Here is an 18,637-nt window from a genome sequence, read left to right on the forward strand (position 1 = left end):
CTTCCCGCTCGCCACGCCGCCCGAGCTGCGCGTATGCCGTACCGACCAGAGCGCACTACGCTGGTCGGTACGGGCGCAGCGAGGCGGCGATCCCGCCCAGGTGGCGGGTAGTTGTCCACTACCGCCCGTGGGGCCTCGACGAGGCTCCCGGGCGGTGGTGTTTTCTGCGGACCGGGGAGTGGCGTGGTGCAGACGCTTGACGAGGACGGCACCGTCGATCCGTGGCGCCGACGGGCTCGCCGCACCCGCCGGCAGATGCCGCTCTGGCAGGAGTTGCCGCTGCTGCTGGTGGTCGCGTTCTGCCTCGCGGTGCTGATCCGCACCTTCCTGCTCCAGGCGTTCTTCATTCCGTCCGGCTCGATGGAGGACACCCTCCTCGTCGGTGACCGGGTGTTGGTCAACAAGGTCGTCTACGACGTTCGTGACCCGCTGCGCGGCGAGGTGGTGGTCTTCCGGGGCACCGACCGCTGGGCGCCGCAGGTCGACGAGCAGCCGAAGCCCGGCGTCGGCGGCCGGCTCGCCCGCACCGTCGGCGATCTGGTCGGGGTGAGCCGCCCCGGTGAGAAGGACTTCATCAAGCGGGTGATCGGTCTGCCCGGTGACCGGGTCAAGTGCTGCGACAGTCAGGGCCGGGTGACCGTCAACGGCGTCCCGCTCAACGAGTCGTACGTCCTGCGGGACTCACCCCTGGACCTGCCACCCAACCCGGCGGAGTGTCGCTCCCGGCGCTTCGACGAGATCGTCGTGCCACCCGGTCAGATCTTCGTGATGGGTGACCACCGTGAGGTCTCCCAGGACGCGCGTTGCCAGGGGCCGGTGCCGATCGACAACGTGGTCGGCCGAGCCTTCATGGTGGTCTGGCCGTCGTCGCGGTGGAGCGCGCTGTCGGTGCCGTCCACGTTCGAGGACGTCTCCGGGCCGGCCACGGCGTCCCCCGGTGCGACTCCGGCGCGACCGACTCCGCAGGGCGGTGTGCTGCTGATGCTTCCGTTGGCAGCCGCGCTGCGTGGTTCCCGCGCGTTCCGGACGGTGCCGTCCAGCCGGGCAACGTAGGCTCCTTTGCGTGATTGACGAGCAGACCGACAAGCCGCGCAGCTCCTTCTGGAAGGAGCTGCCGATCCTGCTGGGTGTGGCGATCCTGGTCGCGGTGCTGGTCCGCGCCTTCGTGCTGCAGACCTTCTTCATCCCCTCCCCGTCCATGGAAAACACTCTCAAGATCGATGACCGGGTGCTGGTCAACAAGCTGGTCTACGACTTCCGGTCACCGCACCGCGGCGAGGTGATCGTGTTCAAGGCACCGACCGCGTGGAGCGGCAACCCCGACGGTGAGGACTTCATCAAGCGGGTGATCGGCATCCCCGGTGACCACGTGGTCTGCTGCGACCCCGAGGAACGGCTGATGATCAACGGCAAGTCGCTGGACGAGCCGTACATCTTCTCCATGGACGGGATTCGCGACAAGGCCGCCGATCAGGAGTTCGACATCACCGTGCCGGAGGGCCGGCTGTGGGTGATGGGCGACCACCGCTCCGCCTCCGGCGACTCACTGGAGCACTGGCAGCAGTCCCAGCAGGACATCACCGAGGCCACCATCCCCGAGAAAGATGTGGTCGGGCGGGCGTTCACCGTCTTCTGGCCGGTCAACCGGGCCACCTGGCTGACGGTGCCCGACGGGTTCGACGGCATTCCCAAGCCGTAGGCCGACGGGGCGTGGGCGATCCGCCGTCGGTCTGGCAGGCTGGTGCGGTGACCGTCTACACCCCTCGACGCGCGGCTCGCGTGCTGCTCGTCGACGCGGCCGGCAGGGTCCTGCTGTTCGAGGGCTTCGACCCGGCCCGACCCGGGCACCGATACTGGTTCACTCCGGGCGGCGGGCTCGATCCGTTGGAGTCGCCGGCGGCGGGCGCGGCCCGGGAGTTGGCCGAGGAGACCGGCCTGCGGCTCGACCCGGCCCAGTTGGGCGAGCCGGTCTGGGCCGATGCGACCGAGTTTTCCTTCGACGGCACCTGGTACCGCCAGGAGCAGGATTTCTTCCTCTTCCGGGTGGACTCCTGGCAGGTGGACACCACCGGCTTCAACGACGTCGAGCGCCGCAGCATCGCCGACCACCGCTGGTGGATTCCGGACGAGCTGGTGGCCAGCGGTGACCGGTTCTACCCGCCCGAACTGCCCGCCCTGCTGACCCGGCTGGGGCAGTCGACCGCCGCCGGCCAGGGCGGAGCGTCGTGCTGACCCCGCCGCGCACCGTGGTGCGCCGCGAGGCCGGCCTGTACGCCCTGGAGCGGGCGTTGCAGCGGCGCGGCTTCCGGCACGTCGCCGGCGCCGACGAGGCGGGCCGGGGGGCGTGTGCCGGCCCGCTGGTCGCCGCCGCGGCGGTGCTGCCCGAGGGGCGGCGCGGCGAGATCGAGGGGCTGGCCGACTCGAAGCTGCTCACCCCGGCCAGCCGGGAACGGGTGTACGCGGAGGTGGTGGACCGCGCGCTCGCGTACGCCGTGGTGGTGATCCCGGCCGAGGAGGTCGACGCCCGGGGTCTGCACGTGTGCAACCTGGCCGCGATGCGCCGGGCGCTCGCCTCGCTCACCACCCGCCCGGAGTACGTGCTGACCGACGGGTTCGGCGTGGACGGCCTGGGCGTGCCCGGTCTGGCGGTGTGGAAGGGCGACCGGGTGGCCGCGTGTGTGGCGGCCGCCAGTGTGCTGGCCAAGGTCACCCGGGACCGGCTCATGGTGGAGTTGGACGGGGTGTTCCCGGCGTACGGCTTCGCCGAGCACAAGGGCTACATCACCCCGGAACACTCGGCCGCGCTGCGGGAGCACGGGCCGTGCCGGGAGCACCGGTTCTCGTACGTCAATGTCGCCGCGGTCTCCGGCCGCGACGGCCGGCCACCGCGCGCCCGACGGCCCGGCGGCCACGGCCCGGACGAGCCGATGGAGCGCTCGTGGGCGTCAGGGGGTACCGTCGGCGTGGCGTTGGGCGAGCAGCCTCGGCCTCAGACGCCGGTGGGGGAAGATGTGGCCATGGAAGGCGGAGTGCGATGAGCGCGGAAGATCTCGAGAAGTACGAGACCGAGATGGAGCTGCAGCTCTACCGGGAGTACCGCGACATTGTCCGCCAATTCTCCTACGTGGTGGAGACGGAGCGTCGGTTCTACCTGGCCAACCAGGTCGACCTGCACGTGCGTAACTCCGACGGCGAGGTCTACTTCGAGGTCGAGATGCACGACGCCTGGGTATGGGACATGTACCGTCCTGCCCGCTTTGTGAAGAACGTCCGGGTGATGACCTTCAAGGACGTCAACGTCGAGGAGCTCGAGAAGCCCGACATCTCACTACCCGCCGACTCTGGCTTCGGCGGCTGAGCGCACCCGAACCGCTGGGCCGTGCCACGGGCCCCCCACCCGTGGCCTGACACCCGCCGCCGATCACTCGGCCGGCACCACGACCTCGACCCGCTGCACCATGTTGTTGGCGAAGCCGCCACGGTTCCACTGTTGCTCGACCGGCTGGGTCCGCCCGGACGCGTCGGTCGCCCGCGCGCCAAGCACGTACCGGCCGGGGGTGGCGACCCACTCGTGCCGCCAGCGCCGCCAGGCGAAGTCCCCCGCGTCCCCCGCGTCCAGCTCGGCCTGCGCCCAACTCCGCCCGCCGTCGGTGGTCACCTCCACGGCGACCACCGGGGCGTGCCCCGACCAGGCCCGACCATCCAGCGTGCACGGGCCCTGTCGCAGCACCCGACGACGGGACATGAAGTCGGGGAAGCCGGGCGGACGGACCAGCGCCCGTGGCTCGATCCGGGTGACCGGCACGCCCGGGTCGTCCGCGTCGCGACGTACGCGGTAGGCCACCGCGTTCTGGTACCCCTCGAACGGCTCGGTCCGCAGCTCGATCGAGTGGAGCCACTTCACGTGGGCCATCCCGTACCAGCCCGGCACGATCAGCCGCAGCGGCGCGCCATGCTGCGGCAGCAGGGGAGCGCCGTTCATCTCGTACGCCAGCAGCACCTCGTCGCGCAGCGCGTCGACGACCGGAAGCGCCCGCTGGTAGTCCTGCTCGATCCCACGCTCCACACCGTGATCGGCGCCGGTGAAGACCACGTCCACCGCGTCCGGGTCGACGCCCGCCTCCCGCAGCAGCGGAGCGAGGGGGGTGCCGGTCCACTCCGCGTTGCCGACCGCCTCGACCAGCCAGGGCTGGCTGACCGGTCGAGGGTGCAGCAGGGCTCGCCCGTTGCCGGCGCACTCCAGGGTCACCTGCCGGGTGACGCGGGGCCGCTCGCGCAGGTCGGCGAGGGTGACAGTCAACTGACTGTCGACCGCGCCGCCGATGGTCAGTGTGTGCGTCTCCGGGTCGAGCTCCGGGATGTCGTAGTGGATCAGCAGGTAGTGCAACCCGGCCGGGGTGACGTCGTAGCGCAGCGCCTCCAACGGGATGCCGTGGTTGCGGGCCGCGAGTCGCAGCTCCTCGGCGCTGATCGTCTCGTCCGGCTCTGCGAGCCGGGACGGGCCGCTCACGTCGGCCACCGTGGGCCCGGTGAGGGACGACGTCCGGTCATCGAGAGTGGTCATGCGGCCTCCCCGGCACCGACGGCGGCACCCGCCGTACGCGGCCCAGCCTAGGCCCTGCGTGGCGGCCCGAGAACGACACCGGAGCTACGGCCGCGTGGGGGTGGTGAGTCGGTACCGGGTCGTCCGAGTGACCATTGAGGGTTGTGATGATTGCGGATGAGGAATTCTGGCGGCTCGTCGCGGTGCTGGGCGGCCGGCCCGAGGCGCACGACGACGGGCCGTACGAGCGGTTGACCGCCGTGCTGGCGGAAGAGCCGGTGGAGCGGATCATCGGCTTCGCGGAGACGCTCGCGTTCACGCTCTACCAACTGGACCGTCGGGTGCTCGCTCAGACCGTCCTTCCCGGCGGCGACCGTCTGTCCGATGACAGTTTCCTGTACGCCCGTTGCGCGGTGGTGGTGGCCGGACCGGCGGCGTTCGATGCCGTACTGGTCGATCCGGCGGCGTTCGCGCGCTTCACCACCGACGAGGCCGCCCACGCGGAATCGCTTCTTGACGTCCCGTCCAACGCCTACCAGAAGGCGACCGGGCAGGAGTGGGAGCACGTCGAGGAGTACGACTACGAGACCGGGTCCAACGAACAGTGGTGGTGACCTGGTCTGTCAGGCGTCGGCCCAACGTCCGGGCATAGCAGATCATCGAGGGCGTCGGGTGGTCGTCCACAGCGCCTCCGGTTGTCCACAGCCTCGTCGGCCGGGCTGGCGGACGACCCGGCGTCGGCCGGAGGCTGCCGTCATGCGACAGCCGTCCGTCCGTTCGATCCGCCGCACTGTGCTGCTCTGCGCCGCGCTCCCGCTCGCGCTGACCGTCCAGCTCTGCGGGCTGGCGGTGCTGGTGGCGGCGGTGCCCGGCCAACCCCCGACCCCGACCGTGCCGGTCGCGGCCCTGGGGGAGCCGATCGTCGCCCCGACGCCCGCCGGGCGGTTCCGGTGGCCGCTTGACGGGCCGCCTCGTCCCGTGCGCCGGTTCGACCCGCCGCCGCGACCGTGGCTGCCCGGCCATCGCGGCGTCGACCTGGCCGCTCCCGCCGCAGCGGTGGTGCGGAGCGCCGGGCCGGGCACCGTGCTCTTCGCCGGTCTGGTGGCCGGTCGACCGGTGGTCACCGTGGGGCACGCTGACGGGCTGCGGACCACCCACGAGCCGGTCCAACCCGGTGTACGCCCCGGCCAGCCGGTCACCGCCGGCGCGCCGCTGGGTGAGCTGCTGCCCGGGCATCCGGGGTGCCCGGCCGAGGCGTGCCTGCACTGGGGCCTGCGCCGGGGCGAGGAGTATCTCGACCCGCTGGCCCTGCTCGGCCTCGGCCCGGTGCGCCTGCTCCCGGTCGGCCCGGCCCGGGTGTCGGCTCCCGGCCGTCCGGAGCAGCGTCTGCTCCCCGATGCGATCCGTCAGCGCTGGGCGAGCAGTGCCGGCAGCCGTGCGGCCAGCCGTTCGTACTCGTCGGTGGTGTTGTAGACCTGGCCGGTGAGCCGCAGCCACCCCCGGCCGTTCCAGCTCATCACCGCCACCTCGGCGGCGAGCCGCTCACCGATCCGCGCCTGCAACGCCCGCGCCGCGTCGATCGTGGTGCCAGTGCCGGCCGGCAGCGGGATGAGGCGCAGAGCCACCCCCGGCCCGCCTGGGTCGGGCAGATCGGCGGGAGCCACCCCCAGGGCGTCCCCCACCACCCGCTGGCCGTACGCGGCGAGCGCCGCGTTGTGGGCCCGCACCCGGTCGACGCCGAGACTGCGCATCGTGAACAGGCCCGCCGGGGCGGCCAGCCAGGACGTGTAGTCGAGCGTGGCCTGCCACTCGAGCCGGGCCGGGAAACCCGACTCCTGCTCCCAGGACACCACCAGCGGCTCGATCCGGTCCCGCCACTGCGGTGCCACAGCCAGCAGGGCGGTCCCACGGGGTGCGAACGCCCACTTGTGCAGGTTGCCCACCCAGAAGTCCGCGCCGATGCCGGCCACCGAAATGGGCAGCATGCCCGGGGCGTGCGCGGCGTCCACCAGGACCGGCACGCCGTGTTCGCGGGCCACCCCGACGACGGCGGCGGTCGGAAAGAGCTTCGCGGTGGCCGAGGTGAGCTGGTCGACGACGAGCAACCGGGTCCGCCCTGGGCGCAGGCCGGCGCGGATGCTCTGCACGATCTGCTCGTCGGTGGCGGCCAGGGGGATCGGCAGGACTCGGCTGACCGCGCCGGTGCGGCGGCACTCGCGCTGGATCGCCAGGCTTACCGCCCCGTACTCGTGGTCGGTGCTCAGCACCTCGTCGCCGGCCTTGAGATCAATCGACTGGAGCACCACTGCGACGCCGGTGGTGGTGTTGCCCACCAGGGCGCTGCCGTCCGGGTCGGCGCCCAGGAACCCGGCGAGGTGCCGGCGGGTGTGCGCGATCCGGTCCACCAGCCCCTGGGTGAAGAAGCGCAGCGGGTTCGCCTCCATCTCGTCGCGCAGCCGCTGCTGGGCGCGCTGCACGTTGATCGGCACCGCGCCGAACGAGCCATGGTTGAGGTGGCTGACCGCCGGGTCCAGGGAGAAGAGCAGGCGGGCGCCCGGGATCGGCTCAGGAGGATTCGGGACGCTCACCTGATGATCGTAACCGCCACGCTTGCGCGCCTGCGGCCCTTGATCAGGGCGGGCGTGCGTGCTCTCCGGCCCTTGATCAGGCGCGCGGGTGCGCCTGCCGGTAGGCGGTACGCAGCCGCTCGACCGAGACGTGGGTGTAGATCTGCGTGCTCGCCAGCGACGAGTGGCCGAGCAGCTCCTGCACTGCGCGCAGGTCCGCGCCACCCTCCAGGAGGTGGGTGGCAGCGGAGTGGCGCAGGTCGTGCGGGCTGGTCGGGGGCAGCCCGGCGGCCTCGGCGTACGCACCGACGATCTGACGCGCGGTCGTCGGGTTGAGCCGACCACCCCGGGCACCCAGCAGCAGCGCGTCGCCGGAGCGGGCGCCCACCATCACCGGGCGGCCCCGGCGCAGCCAGTCGTCCAACGCCCGCTGGGCGGGCACCCCGTACGGCACCGAGCGCTCCCGCCCGCCCTTGCCGAACACCCGGATCACCCGTCGGCCGTGGTCGACGTCCCCGACGTCCAACCCGCAGGCCTCGCTGACCCGTACGCCGGTGGCGTAGAGCAGCTCCAACAGCACCCGGTCCCGGAGCGGAACCGCGTCGGCGGCGTCGCTCGGGCCCGACTCCGCTGGCGGGTTCGGGGGAGGTGCCTGCCGGGACGGCGCCTCGACCAGAGCGGCGGCCTGATCGGCGCGCAGCACGCTGGGCAGATCCCGGTGCGCGCGAGGGCTGGCCAGCGCGGCGCCCACGTCGGCGGGGAGCAGGCCGGCCCGGTGTGCCCAGGCGCTGAATGCCCGCGCTGACGCGGCCCGCCGGGCCAACGACGTGCGGGCCGCACCCGTGGTGCGCTGCCGCGCCAGCCAGCTGCGCAGCACCGACAGGTCCAGCTCGGCGAGGTCGACGCAGCCCATCCGGACGGCGTGGTCGAGCAGCGAGACCAGATCGGTGACGTACGCGCGGACGGTGTGCGCCGAGCGGTTACGAACCCGGGACAGGTGCTCGGCGAAGTCGTCGACAGCGTCGCGCAACGCTGGCGGGAGTGCCTGGTGCATGGCCCGGGTGCCCCGGTCCGGTCGGCTCATCGTGGCCGCGCCGACGTGCCGGCCGGTTCCTCGGCCCCGGCACCCTCACTGACGGCTGACACGGCACCAGCCTACGGCCGGTCCGGGGTCGCCACCGCACACGACGCTGCCGGCGTCCACCCCCGACTAGCGGCGGTTGTTCCTCTTGCTCAGCAACACGACCAGGCCGACAACGAGCACGGCGGTCACGACGAGACAGAAGAGCACGCTGATGTGCCACGGCTTGATTGCACCCATGAGCGGGCACGGTACCGGCAGCGTCGGCTGGTCGGGATCCCGACGGCGAGAGGCTGGCCGGGATCCCGACCGCGAGAGGGCGCGGGTATCCGGACGACCACGCCGGCCAGGTTGCGGTGACGCACCCCTTCAGGCGACAGGCCGACCGGACGTCTCCGCCGCCGCACGCTGCTGTCTGGCGGGTGCGGCGAGGGCGTAGCCGTCGTCACGCCGGACCACCATGGACAGTTCCTCCAGCAGCGACAGCTTGCGCAACGCGGTCCGTAGGTCGACGCCGGCGCGCGCGGAGAGCCGGTCCACGCCCATCGCGCCACGGCGGGGCAGCGCCTCCAGCAGCGACCGCGCGTCGTCGTCCAACGCGTCGGTGGCCCGCTGCGGTCCACGCGCCAGCGGGGCCAGGTCCGCACCGATCCGACCCACCTCCTCCAACACGTGCGCCACCCCGGTGACCAGCCGGACCTTGTCGGGGAACTCGCGCAGGAACTCGTGCGCGCCGACGGACATCGCCGAGGTCACCGGCCCCGGCACCACCATGGCCACCCGATTGGCGTGGACGGCTCGCCGCGCGGTCTGCGTCGCGCCACTGCGCGCCGACGCCTCCACCACGACGGTGCCCCGGGTGCCTGCGGCGATCACCCGGTTGCGGATCAGGAACCGGGGCCGCAGCGGCTCGGCACCGGGCGGCCACTCGCTGACCAGCAGCCCCGTCTCGGCGATCCGGTCGAAGAGCGCGGCGTTGCCCATCGGGTACGGACGGTCGAGCCCGCAGGCGAGCACCGCGACGGTCAGACCGCCAGCGGTGAGTGCGCCCCGGTGGGCGGCGGCGTCGATGCCGAACGCGCCACCGGACACTATTGTCCAGTCCCGCTCCGCCAAGCCGTACCCCAGCTCGGTCGCGACGTGCTGCCCGTATCCGGTGGCCGCCCGCGCCCCGACCACGGCCACCGAACGATCCAGAGCCTCGCCGAGCGGCCAGCTCCCGCGCACCCAGAAGCACAGCGGCGGGGCGGTCTCAGCGTCCACCCGGCGGCTGACGTCCGGCAGTCGCAACGCGGCCAGGCTGGCGACCTGAGCCGGCCACTCCTCGTCGTCCGGCGTGACCAGGCGGGCACCCAGTCGGTCCGCCCGCTTTAGGGCCTCCACGGCCACTGCCCGCGCGTCGCCCGCCGCCGAGCGTGCGGCGACAGTGGTGTGCAGCCAGCCGTCCGGACTGCCCCCGTCGAGCAGCAGTTCCAGGGTTTCCACCGGACCGTGCCGGTCGACCAGGTGATGCACAGCGCGCGTGCCCGGCTCCGCCAACCAGGTCAGGGCGACCCGGGCCAGCCGTCGTTCCTCCTCGGCGCTCATGCCGCCTCCCCCGTCCGTAGTTGAAGCGCCTCCCGGACGTCGTCCTGGTCAGGTCGGTCGCGGCCGTCGAGGTCGGCGATGGTCCAGGCCATCCGGACCACCCGGTCGAAGCCGCGCGCCGACAGCGAGCCGGAGTCGAGCCGGCCCCGCAGCTCCACTGTTACCCGGGCCGGCAGCCGCCACGGCGGTCGGCGCAGGTGCGGCCCTTCCACCTCGGCGTTGAGCCGTCGGCCGAGGTCTGCCCAGCGGCTGGCCGCCGCCTGCCGGGCCGCCGCCACCCGGGCAGCAACCGTCGCCGATGGCTCGACACCGCCGTCGGTCGCCATCAGTTCGGCCGCCCGCACCGGCATCAGCCGCACCTGGACGTCGATCCGGTCGAGCAGCGGCCCGGAGAGCCTTCCCAGGTAGCGGCGGCGAGCCAGCGGCGAACACTCGCAGTGCGCGTCGCCAGCCGGTTTCGCGCACGGACACGGGTTGGCAGCCAGCACCAGCTGGGTCCGGGCCGGATAGACGGTGCCACCCCCGCTGCGGCTCAGCTGGATGCGGCCGTGCTCCAGCGGCTGGCGCAGCGCCTCCAGCGCACCCTTGCTGAACTCGGGAGCCTCATCCAGGAAGAGCACCCCGCGATGCGCCAGCGACACCGCGCCGGGTCGGGCCAGCCCCGAGCCACCCCCGACCAACGACGGAATGGTCGCGGTGTGGTGCGGCGCCTGGAACGGCGGGCGACGCAGCAGCCGACCACCCGGCGGCAGCAGCCCGGCGACCGAGTGCAGCGCGGTGACCTCCAGCGCCGCGTCGTCGTCCAGTTCGGGCAGGATCGACGGCAGCCGTTCGGCGAGCATCGTCTTGCCGGCCCCCGGTGGGCCGAGCAGTGCCACGTGGTGCCCACCGGCCGCGGCGACCTCCAGGGCGCGCCGACCCAGCTGCTGCCCGGCGACGTCGGCGAGATCCGGCCCACCGCTCAGCGGCTCCGGGATGTCCGCCGGTGGTTCGATCAGCGGGGTCCCGTCCCGAACGAAGGCGACGAGCCGGTGCAGGTTGTCCACCGCTCGCACCCGTACGCCGGGGATGACGGCGGCCTCGGCGGCGTTGCCGACCGGGACGATCACCCGCGCGACGCCGGCCTGGGCTGCGGCGGCGACCATCGGGAGTACGCCGCGCACCGGCCGGACCGTCCCGTCGAGCCCCAACTCGCCGAGGACCACCACTCCCTCCAGCGGGAGCAGCGGCAACTCACCCGAGCCGCCCAGCAGCGCTGCGGCGATGGCCAGATCGAAGGCCGACCCGAACTTCGGCAGCGTGGCGGGCAGCAGGTTGAGGGTGATCCGCCGGTTGGGCCAGCGCTGGCCGGAGTTGACCACGGCGGCGCGGACCCGGTCGCGGGCCTCGTGCAGGGCGGTGTCCGGCAGCCCGGAGATCACCACCGCCGGCAGGCCGGCGGCCAGGTCGGCCTCCACCTCGACGAGGTGTCCGGTCACGCCGACCAATCCCACGCAGAGCACCTTGGCGTAGCTCACGGCACATCACCGATCCTCCGGGTAGGCATGTCAGAACGCGCCCTTGAGGTGGTCGACCTGCGCCGGACCGGCGTCGGGCAGCCGCACCGACAGCACGTCGAAGCGCACCTCCTCGGCGGTCGTGCCGGTCTCGGTCAGCCACCGCGCGGCGAGCCCTCGCAGCCGGCGGGCCTTGGCCGGTACGACCGCCTCGGCCGGGGTGCCGAAGCCCTCACCCCGGCGGGTCTTCACCTCGCAGAAGGCGAGCACGGGCCCGTCCCACGCGATGATGTCGATCTCCCCGGCCGGGCAGCGCCAGTTTCGGGCGATCGGGCGCAGCCCCGCCTCGGTCAGGTGCCGGGCCGCACACTGCTCGCCGTACGCGCCAACCGCCTGGTTCCGCTTCGTCATGGCCGGCACGGTGCCCGCCGGAGGGTGGTCGCCGCGACCCGGCAGCAGCCCACCTGTGGACAACAGGGGTGCTGTGGACAGTCGGACGATCATGCCCGCGCTGTGCTACGGAGCCACCCGTGTCTGCGCTGCCCCGACGATCGAGGGCCCGTTCGGCGGGGTTGAAATGGCGCGGGCGTGGCCGGTCGCATACGGTGCCTGACGTGGACGGACGACGGAGTTTCCCGGAAGATCAGGAGTCGCGCTGGTACCCCGACGAGCGGGGTCGCGGTTACGGCGAGTCGGATTGGCGTGGCGCGGGCGAACCGCGGTACCGGGACGGTGAGATCCCCGAGCCGCGTGGCGCTGAAGACGGCCGCTCCGTCGAGGACACCGGCGTCGGCCGCCGCCGCGAGCCGGACTCGGGACGCTTCGGCACCGTCGACGAGAGCCGCTTCGGTACGCCGGAGTCGGATTCGGGTCGCCTGAGCGCGGTGGACGTGGGCCGCTTCGGTACGCCCGAGCCGGACTCTTCTCGCTTTGGTGCCCTGGACGCTCAGACCGGTCGGTTCGGCGGGAGCGAGGCTGATTCGGGGCGTTTCGGCGCGGTCGACCCGTTGGGTGTGGCGCGGCCGGAGGCGGACGGTTACCGGGCCACCCGGTCGCGGCGGGCGGACCGGGACCCGTCGGAGACCTCCGGGGAGCTACCCGGACGTCGAGCCGCCCGAGAGACGACCACGGCGGGGTCCCCGGTGACCAGCGCAGTGCCGGAGACCACCCGCGACAGCACGTCGACAGCGCCGGCCGGCGTGCTCGCTGACCAGGCTCGTCCCGCTCCGCTCGGTGGGTACCCGATCATCGAGCCGACCCGGGGTGGCGTCGACACGCCGCACCCGCTGGAGATGCCGACCGGCCCGATGCCCGGGATCGGCCCGCGACCCGACCTGCCCGCAGGTGAGCCATCGGTGTATCCGCCGGCCGCCGACGGCGTCTATCGGACCAGACGACCGGTGCTGGCCGTACTCTTCGCCCTGTTGGTGTTGGTCTTCGAGGTCCCCGCGTTGCGGGTGCTGCTCGCTGGCGTGACCGGCGACCCGGTGGACGCCGGGAACGTGGTGGTGGGTATCGCCCTGGTTGCCGGACTGCCGATCCTCGCGACCGGGCTGTACGGGCTACGAACCGGAGGTCTGGCGCTCGCCGACAACGGTCGGGGCTGGCTGCGCCCACCGACGGCCTACCTGACCGTCGGCCTGGTGCTCTTCGTGGCCGCCGCGCTCGCCGCCGGCTGACCCGGCCCGCGTAACTCGCGCGAGAGAGCGGCGGGGCGGCGGAGCAGCACGCCACGCGCACCCCGGGGCGGCTGAACGGGTGAGGGGCGTACACTGGCCAACTGGCGACCGCCTCGTGCGGTCGACCTCGCGTGCCCTCTTCACGAATCGTCGTGGAGCGACGGCCTCCCTGGTCCCGATCTTGATCGGGTCCACCATGGGTCGGCGACCAGGCACCAGGACGCCCGGCCACCGGCCGGGCGTGACAACCAGGGACCTTGAGGAGTACCCCAACCATGGCCGTCGTGACCATGCGTCAGCTGCTGGAGAGCGGTGTCCACTTCGGGCACCAGACCCGGCGCTGGAACCCGAAGATGAAGCGCTTCATCATGACCGAGCGCAACGGCATCTACATCATCGACCTGCGCCAGACCCTCGAGTACATCGAGAAGGCGTACGAGTTCGTGCGTGGGACCGTCGCCGAGGGCGGCAGCATCCTGTTCGTCGGCACCAAGAAGCAGGCCCAGGAGGCGATTGCCGAGCAGGCGACCCGGGTCGGCCAGCCGTACGTCAACCACCGCTGGCTCGGTGGCATGCTGACCAACTTCCAGACCGTTTACAAGCGGCTCCAGCGGATGAAGGAGCTGGAGGGCCTGGGCGACCTCAGCGGCACCGCCGCCGGTTACACCAAGAAGGAGACCCTGCAGCTCTCCCGCGAGAAGATCAAGCTGACCCGCACCCTCGGTGGCCTGCGGGACATGCAGAAGCTTCCCGCCGCGGTGTGGATCGTCGACACCAAGAAGGAGCACATCGCCGTCGACGAGGCCCGCAAGCTGGGCATCCCGGTGATCGCGGTGCTGGACACCAACTGTGACCCGGACGAGGTCGACTTCCCGATCCCGGGTAACGACGACGCGATCCGCTCGGCGGAGCTGCTGACCAAGGTCGTCGCCGCCGCCGTCGCGGATGGTCTGATCGCGCGTTCCGGCCGTCGCCGGGGCAACGACGAGAAGCCCGAGGGTGTCGCAAGCGACGAGCCGCTGACCGAGTGGGAGCGCGAGCTGCTGGAGCCGAAGAAGGCCGACGAGGCCGCCCCGGCCGAGCAGCCCGCCGCTGCCGCCACCGAGCAGCCCGCCACCCCGGAGCAGCCCGCGCAGGCCGCCACCGAGCAGCCGGCGGCCGCCACCGCGGAGTGATCGCACCGTCGCTGCCCCGCCGTCCGTTTTCGCGGACGGCGGGCAGCGACGGTACGCCGGGCACTATCGGCCCGGATCCGGGTAACCGGCACCTCTGACCATCCACACGCCGTCTCAACATCGAAGAGAGAGCCATGTCCCAAATCACCGCCGCGGACGTCAAGAAGCTCCGCGACCTCACCGGCGCCGGCATGATGGACAGCAAGAAGGCGCTGACCGAGGCCGAGGGCGACTTCGACAAGGCCGTCGAGATCCTGCGCGTCAAGGGCGCCAAGGACGTCGGCAAGCGGGCCGGCCGTACGGCCGCGAACGGCCTGGTCGCCCACTCCGGCAAGGCGCTGCTCGAGCTCAACTGCGAGACCGACTTCGTCGCCAAGACCGAGTCGTTCATCGCGCTGGGCCAGCAGCTGGTCGAGCACGGTGAGCGCGCCGGCGTGAACTCCGCCGAGGAGCTGCTCGCCTCCGAGCTCGACGGCAAGGTCATCGCGGACCTGATCCAGGAGCAGTCCGCCAAGATCGGCGAGAAGCTGGTGCTCAACCGGTTCGCCCGGGTCGAGGGCACCACCGCCGTCTACCTGCACCGCAAGGCCCAGGACCTGCCTCCGGCCGTCGGCGTGCTGGTGTCGTACACCGGCAAGACCGACGAGGCCGGCGACGCCGACGCCCGTGGTGTGGCGATGCAGATCGCCGCGATGCGGCCGAAGTACCTCACCCGGGACGAGGTTCCGGCCGAGGTCGTCGAGTCCGAGCGGCGCATCGCCGAGCAGACCGCCCGCGAGGAGAACAAGCCCGAGGCGGCCCTGCCGAAGATCATCGAGGGTCGGGTCAACTCCTTCTTCAAGGACTTCGTCCTGATCGAGCAGTCGTCCGTCTCCGACAACAAGAAGTCGGTGAAGCAGCTGCTGGCCGAGGCCGGCATCGAGGTCACCCGCTTCGTGCGGTTCGAGGTCGGCCAGGCCTGAGCCGCCACCGGGCGCCACGCGCGCCCGTGGGCAGAAGACGTCAACGAGGAGGCCGCCGGTGTACGTGACAGGCACCGCGGCCTCCTCGTCACATAGGGTCGGCAGCGGCAGGTTCGCGGTACGCGCCGCACGGGGCGTGCGCGTGGGGAAGGGCGGGGCGGATGACGCAGGTTGTGAGTGACCGGACGCTGGAGCTGGACGATCCGACGGCACCGCCGCCGGGGCGCGCCCGCCGGGTGGTACTGAAGCTCTCCGGTGAGGTCTTCGGTGGCGGCGCGATCGGCGTCGACCCGGACGTCGTCCAGGCCATCGCCCGGCAGATCGCCACAGTGGTCCGCCGCGGCGTGCAGGTCTCCGTGGTGGTCGGCGGAGGCAACTTCTTCCGCGGCGCGGAGCTGCAGAAGCGTGGGATGGACCGGGCCCGCGCCGACTACATGGGCATGCTCGGCACGGTGATGAACTGCCTCGCGCTCCAGGACTTCCTGGAGAAGGAGGGCATCGAGACCCGGGTGCAGAGCGCCATCACGATGGCCCAGGTCGCCGAGCCGTACATCCCGCTGCGGGCCATCCGGCACCTGGAGAAGGGCCGCGTGGTCATCTTCGGCGCCGGCGCCGGGATGCCGTACTTCTCCACCGACACGGTGGCCGCCCAGCGGGCGCTGGAGATCCGGGCCGACGTGGTGCTGATGAGCAAGAACGGCGTGGACGGCGTCTACACCGCCGACCCGCGGATCGACCCCACCGCCAGTAAGCTCGACTCGATCACCTTCTCCGAGGTGCTGCGCCGCAACCTGCGGGTGGCCGACGCGGCGGCGTTCAGCCTCTGCATGGAGAACGGCCTGCCGATGCTGGTCTTTGGCGCGCAGGGTGACGACACCATCATCCGCGCGGTGGGTGGCGACAAGATCGGCACCCTGATCACCGCCTGAGTCCCGCCCCATCGGCGACGACGACAGCGGTCTGACGACTTTCAGCAGAGCCCACCACGAGCACAGAAGGAGGCGAGGAGACCGGTGATCGACGACACCCTCCTCGAGGCCGAGGAGAAGATGGAGCGTGCGGTTGAGCACGCCAAGGAGGAGTTCGGCGCCATCCGTACCGGTCGCGCCAACGCCGCCATGTTCTCCAAGGTCATCATCGACTACTACGGCACGCCCACGCCGCTGACGCAGATGGCGTCCATCGCGGTCCCCGAGCCGCGGATGGCCATCATCAAGCCGTACGACAACTCGCAGATCAATGCGATGGAGAAGGCGATCCGCGACTCGGACCTCGGGGTGAACCCGAACAACGAGGGCAACCAGCTGCGCATCCTGCTCCCGCAGATGACCGAGGAACGCCGCCGCGACATGATCAAGGTGGCTCGGCACAAGGGCGAGGAGGCCAAGGTGGCGATCCGCAACGTCCGCCGCCGTGGCAAGGAAGAGCTGGACCGGATCGTCAAGGACGGCGAGGCCGGCGAGGACGACGGCCGCCGCGCCGAGAAGGAACTCGACGACCTGACCCAGCGGTACGTGGCCAGCATCGACGACCTGGTGAAGCACAAGGAAACCGAGCTGCTCGAGGTGTGACCCATGCTCCGAGGCCCGTTCCCGACGTCGGGAACGGGCCTCGTTCCATTCCTGGGTCAGCAGGGGGATCCCGACGGTCCTGGTGCTCTCGGCGAACTGCTCGCCAGTGTCCAGCGCGCGGCACCAGCGGACCACGCAGGGTGGGTTCGCTCAGTAATCAATCGCGCACCGGACGAGTCGGATCGACGGCTGCGGATTGCCAGCTGTCTGCCGTACCGGATGGGTGTGCGTCGCTGGCCGGCGGGCCGGCGGCGCCGGGTGGCGTCGGTGGGCGTGCCTCGTCCGCCGTGCCGATCCGGCGTGTGCAGTAGGCTCGGCAGGATTCCCGGCCACCGGGTGGTGAACACCGGGGATCGACCGACCGTCGGGGCGGTCAATCGGAGGAACATCGCACGTGTAGGGGATGCTTGTGGTCTTGCGTCATGTGGTGGTTCTCGTGCCGCTTCGCGGTGCGTGATGTCCCACCCCGACCCCTACGGCAGCGAGCCTCGCGGCTGGGACCGGCCGGAGCGCCCGGTGGCGCTGCCCTGGCCGGACCAGGACCTGGAGGCCGGCCAGTGGAGCCGCCGTCCGGCCGCCGGCCCTGAGCTGTACGCCGATCCGCACGCCCGGCCGTCCGCCGAACCGTGGCCCGCGGACCCGTACGACGAGGGTGGCCGCCCGGTCCGCCCGGACGACCGTTTCGACGACCGGGACCGGCACGACCGTTTCGACGACCGCGACCGGCACGTCGACGACCGCAACCAGCCCGACCGGTACGACGACCGGGGCCGCGGTGAGCGCTACGGCGACCGCGCGCCCGCCGGTGCGGACGGTGCGCCTACCCGCGGCGGTCTCCCGCCTTTCGACGAGCCCGGCCGGTACGGTGGCCCGGGACCGTTCGACGGGCCGTTCCGTCATGACGACGACGCCGATTACCCGACCACGCAACTGGCGCCCATCGGGGCCGAGATCGGGCCGGATCCGGAGCCGGTTGTCGAGCCGGAGCCAACGACCGGTCGACGGTCGAAGGGGCGACGTCGGGCCAGCCTCGACCGACCGGCCACCCAGCAGGTGGGCACCGGGCGGGCGGGGCGCAACCTGCCCGCGGCGATCGGGGTCGGGCTCGGCCTCGGCGCGTTGATCGTGGTGCCGCTGGCCTTCTATCCGTTGGCCTTCCTGCCGGTGATCGCCGCCGCGGTCGCCATCGGCACCTGGGAGATGGCCCGCGCGGTACGACGCAGCGGCGCGCACCCTCCGCTGGTGCCACTGATCGCCGGCGGCGTGTTGACGGTGGGTCTGGCCTGGTACGCCGGCCCGGACGCGCTCAGCCTGGGGCTGCTGGTCACCGTGCTGGGCACCATGATCTGGCGGTTGGGTGACGGGCCCGCCGGTTTCCAGCGGGATCTCACGGCGGCCACCCTGATCGCCGTCTACGTGCCGTTCCTCGCCGGTTTCGCGGCGTTGCTGGCGGCGGCCCCCGACGATGGGCGACTGCGCATCCTGGCCACGCTGATCGGGGTGGTCCTCTCTGACACCGGTGGGTACGCGGCCGGGGTCTCCTTCGGCAAACACCCGATGGCCCCGTCGATCAGCCCGAAGAAGTCCTGGGAGGGCTTCGCCGGCTCGGTCACCGCGGCGGCCCTGGGTGGCGCGTTGCTGCTGTGGCTGATGTTCGAGGTGGCCCCCTGGTGGGGCGCGCTGTTCGGGGTGGCCGTCTCCTGCGCGGCGGTCCTCGGCGACCTGGCCGAGTCGATGATCAAGCGGGATCTCGGCGTGAAGGACATGAGCAACCTGCTGCCCGGCCACGGCGGTCTGATGGACCGGCTGGACTCGATCCTGTTCGCGGTGCCGACGGCCTACCTGCTGTTGGCGGTTTTCGTGCCGGTGGTGAGCTGAGGTATGAATCACGGCGTCCCGGTCATCCGGCTCCGGCGGTCGCGGCCCGTTCGACACCTCCGGACCGGCAGCCGCCGCCGACGGCGTGACACACTGGA

General features: G+C 72.1%; 17 protein-coding genes and 2 pseudogenes. 13 read left to right on the forward strand and 6 right to left on the reverse strand.

The features are described 5' to 3' along the window. Positions 1–183 precede the first annotated feature (183 nt). The 5 genes from lepB (ACLQ3F_RS00935) to ACLQ3F_RS00955 are packed head-to-tail and all read left to right on the forward strand — an operon-like array spanning position 184 to position 3,358. A complete protein-coding gene (lepB, locus tag ACLQ3F_RS00935; protein ID WP_355005241.1) occupies positions 184–1,053 on the forward strand; it encodes a signal peptidase I in 870 nt (289 codons plus the stop codon). A 10-nt stretch (positions 1,054–1,063) separates the two neighbouring features. Further along, positions 1,064–1,699 carry a signal peptidase I gene (lepB, locus tag ACLQ3F_RS00940; RefSeq protein WP_425845128.1) on the forward strand — a complete coding sequence of 212 codons (636 nt, stop codon included), beginning with the start codon at positions 1,064–1,066 and terminating at the stop codon, positions 1,697–1,699. Positions 1,700–1,746: 47 nt separating this feature from the next. Further along, on the forward strand, positions 1,747–2,232 hold the full coding sequence (locus ACLQ3F_RS00945) for an NUDIX hydrolase (RefSeq protein WP_425845131.1): 486 nt from the start codon (positions 1,747–1,749) through the stop codon (positions 2,230–2,232). Beyond that, the gene (locus tag ACLQ3F_RS00950) at positions 2,226–3,038 is read left to right on the forward strand and encodes a ribonuclease HII (RefSeq protein ID WP_357205579.1); all 813 of its coding nucleotides are present in this window, start codon (positions 2,226–2,228) and stop codon (positions 3,036–3,038) included. Before ACLQ3F_RS00945 ends, ACLQ3F_RS00950 begins: the two co-directional genes overlap by 7 nt. Continuing rightward, positions 3,035–3,358, forward strand: a complete 324-nt coding sequence (locus ACLQ3F_RS00955) for a DUF2469 domain-containing protein (RefSeq protein WP_007075222.1) — start codon at positions 3,035–3,037, stop codon at positions 3,356–3,358. The genes ACLQ3F_RS00950 and ACLQ3F_RS00955 overlap by 4 nt, the downstream gene beginning before the upstream one ends. A gap of 63 nt (positions 3,359–3,421) precedes the next feature. Here ACLQ3F_RS00955 and ACLQ3F_RS00960 read toward each other — a convergent pair whose 3' ends face one another. Then, positions 3,422–4,564: a sulfite oxidase gene (locus ACLQ3F_RS00960; RefSeq protein WP_425845137.1), complete on the reverse strand. Its 1,143-nt coding sequence runs from the start codon at positions 4,562–4,564 to the stop codon at positions 3,422–3,424. Between the two features lie 146 nt (positions 4,565–4,710). Here ACLQ3F_RS00960 and ACLQ3F_RS00965 point away from each other — a divergent pair, with 146 nt between their 5' ends. Together ACLQ3F_RS00965 and ACLQ3F_RS00970 are read left to right on the forward strand one after the other, a co-directional pair. Beyond that, positions 4,711–5,157, forward strand: a complete 447-nt coding sequence (locus tag ACLQ3F_RS00965) for a DUF4240 domain-containing protein (RefSeq protein ID WP_425846140.1) — start codon at positions 4,711–4,713, stop codon at positions 5,155–5,157. A 142-nt stretch (positions 5,158–5,299) separates the two neighbouring features. Further along, positions 5,300–5,887: pseudogene (locus ACLQ3F_RS00970) on the forward strand (murein hydrolase activator EnvC family protein); the annotation flags it as partial. 62 nt (positions 5,888–5,949) lie between these two features. On the opposite strand, the gene ACLQ3F_RS00975 reads toward ACLQ3F_RS00970, so the two are convergent. The 5 genes from ACLQ3F_RS00975 to ACLQ3F_RS00995 all read right to left on the reverse strand — a co-directional run bounded on the left by ACLQ3F_RS00975 (position 5,950) and on the right by ACLQ3F_RS00995 (position 11,685). Further along, positions 5,950–7,131 (reverse strand): aminotransferase class V-fold PLP-dependent enzyme, encoded by a 1,182-nt coding sequence (locus ACLQ3F_RS00975; RefSeq protein WP_425845139.1) that lies wholly within the window; start codon positions 7,129–7,131, stop codon positions 5,950–5,952. 76 nt (positions 7,132–7,207) lie between these two features. Further along, entirely contained in the window at positions 7,208–8,194 is a 987-nt protein-coding gene (locus ACLQ3F_RS00980) for a tyrosine recombinase XerC (RefSeq protein WP_425845142.1), read from the reverse strand. Between the two features lie 366 nt (positions 8,195–8,560). Continuing rightward, the gene (dprA, locus tag ACLQ3F_RS00985) at positions 8,561–9,778 is read right to left on the reverse strand and encodes a DNA-processing protein DprA (protein ID WP_425845145.1); all 1,218 of its coding nucleotides are present in this window, start codon (positions 9,776–9,778) and stop codon (positions 8,561–8,563) included. Next, complete coding sequence (locus tag ACLQ3F_RS00990) at positions 9,775–11,295, reverse strand: YifB family Mg chelatase-like AAA ATPase (protein WP_425845148.1); 1,521 nt, start codon at positions 11,293–11,295, stop codon at positions 9,775–9,777. Before ACLQ3F_RS00990 ends, dprA begins: the two co-directional genes overlap by 4 nt. 30 nt (positions 11,296–11,325) lie before the next feature. Next, positions 11,326–11,685, reverse strand: a complete 360-nt coding sequence (locus tag ACLQ3F_RS00995; protein ID WP_355005226.1) for a YraN family protein — start codon at positions 11,683–11,685, stop codon at positions 11,326–11,328. 166 nt (positions 11,686–11,851) lie between these two features. Here ACLQ3F_RS00995 and ACLQ3F_RS01000 point away from each other — a divergent pair. The 6 genes and pseudogenes from ACLQ3F_RS01000 (at position 11,852) to ACLQ3F_RS01025 (ending at position 18,539) form a co-directional block, all read left to right on the forward strand. Continuing rightward, positions 11,852–12,953: pseudogene (locus ACLQ3F_RS01000) on the forward strand (hypothetical protein). A gap of 275 nt (positions 12,954–13,228) precedes the next feature. Next, entirely contained in the window at positions 13,229–14,128 is a 900-nt protein-coding gene (gene rpsB, locus ACLQ3F_RS01005) for a 30S ribosomal protein S2 (protein WP_357205559.1), read from the forward strand. A gap of 134 nt (positions 14,129–14,262) precedes the next feature. Further along, a complete protein-coding gene (gene tsf, locus ACLQ3F_RS01010) occupies positions 14,263–15,090 on the forward strand; it encodes a translation elongation factor Ts (protein ID WP_091400300.1) in 828 nt (275 codons plus the stop codon). Positions 15,091–15,251: 161 nt separating this feature from the next. Further along, entirely contained in the window at positions 15,252–16,019 is a 768-nt protein-coding gene (pyrH, locus tag ACLQ3F_RS01015) for a UMP kinase (protein ID WP_030335195.1), read from the forward strand. An 84-nt stretch (positions 16,020–16,103) separates the two neighbouring features. Further along, entirely contained in the window at positions 16,104–16,661 is a 558-nt protein-coding gene (gene frr, locus ACLQ3F_RS01020; RefSeq protein ID WP_088946658.1) for a ribosome recycling factor, read from the forward strand. Positions 16,662–17,117: 456 nt separating this feature from the next. Continuing rightward, a complete protein-coding gene (locus tag ACLQ3F_RS01025; RefSeq protein ID WP_425845151.1) occupies positions 17,118–18,539 on the forward strand; it encodes a phosphatidate cytidylyltransferase in 1,422 nt (473 codons plus the stop codon). Positions 18,540–18,637: the final 98 nt, after the last annotated feature.

The sequence above is a fragment of the Micromonospora sp. DT15 genome (genome assembly GCF_049841475.1).
GTDB lineage: Bacteria > Actinomycetota > Actinomycetes > Mycobacteriales > Micromonosporaceae > Micromonospora.

Bases quoted from the DNA above. Each gene is read 5' to 3' on its own strand.
- ACLQ3F_RS00955 (WP_007075222.1), top strand. From the start codon at position 3,035: ATGAGCGCGGAAGATCTCGAGAAGTACGAGACCGAGATGGAGCTGCAG.
- ACLQ3F_RS00960 (WP_425845137.1), bottom strand. From the start codon at position 4,564: ATGACCACTCTCGATGACCGGACGTCGTCCCTCACCGGGCCCACGGTG.
- ACLQ3F_RS00965 (WP_425846140.1), top strand. From the start codon at position 4,711: ATGATTGCGGATGAGGAATTCTGGCGGCTCGTCGCGGTGCTGGGCGGC.
- ACLQ3F_RS00980 (WP_425845142.1), bottom strand. From the start codon at position 8,194: ATGAGCCGACCGGACCGGGGCACCCGGGCCATGCACCAGGCACTCCCG.
- dprA (WP_425845145.1), bottom strand. From the start codon at position 9,778: ATGAGCGCCGAGGAGGAACGACGGCTGGCCCGGGTCGCCCTGACCTGG.
- ACLQ3F_RS00995 (WP_355005226.1), bottom strand. From the start codon at position 11,685: ATGACGAAGCGGAACCAGGCGGTTGGCGCGTACGGCGAGCAGTGTGCG.
- rpsB (WP_357205559.1), top strand. From the start codon at position 13,229: ATGGCCGTCGTGACCATGCGTCAGCTGCTGGAGAGCGGTGTCCACTTC.
- tsf (WP_091400300.1), top strand. From the start codon at position 14,263: ATGTCCCAAATCACCGCCGCGGACGTCAAGAAGCTCCGCGACCTCACC.
- pyrH (WP_030335195.1), top strand. From the start codon at position 15,252: ATGACGCAGGTTGTGAGTGACCGGACGCTGGAGCTGGACGATCCGACG.
- ACLQ3F_RS01025 (WP_425845151.1), top strand. From the start codon at position 17,118: ATGTCCCACCCCGACCCCTACGGCAGCGAGCCTCGCGGCTGGGACCGG.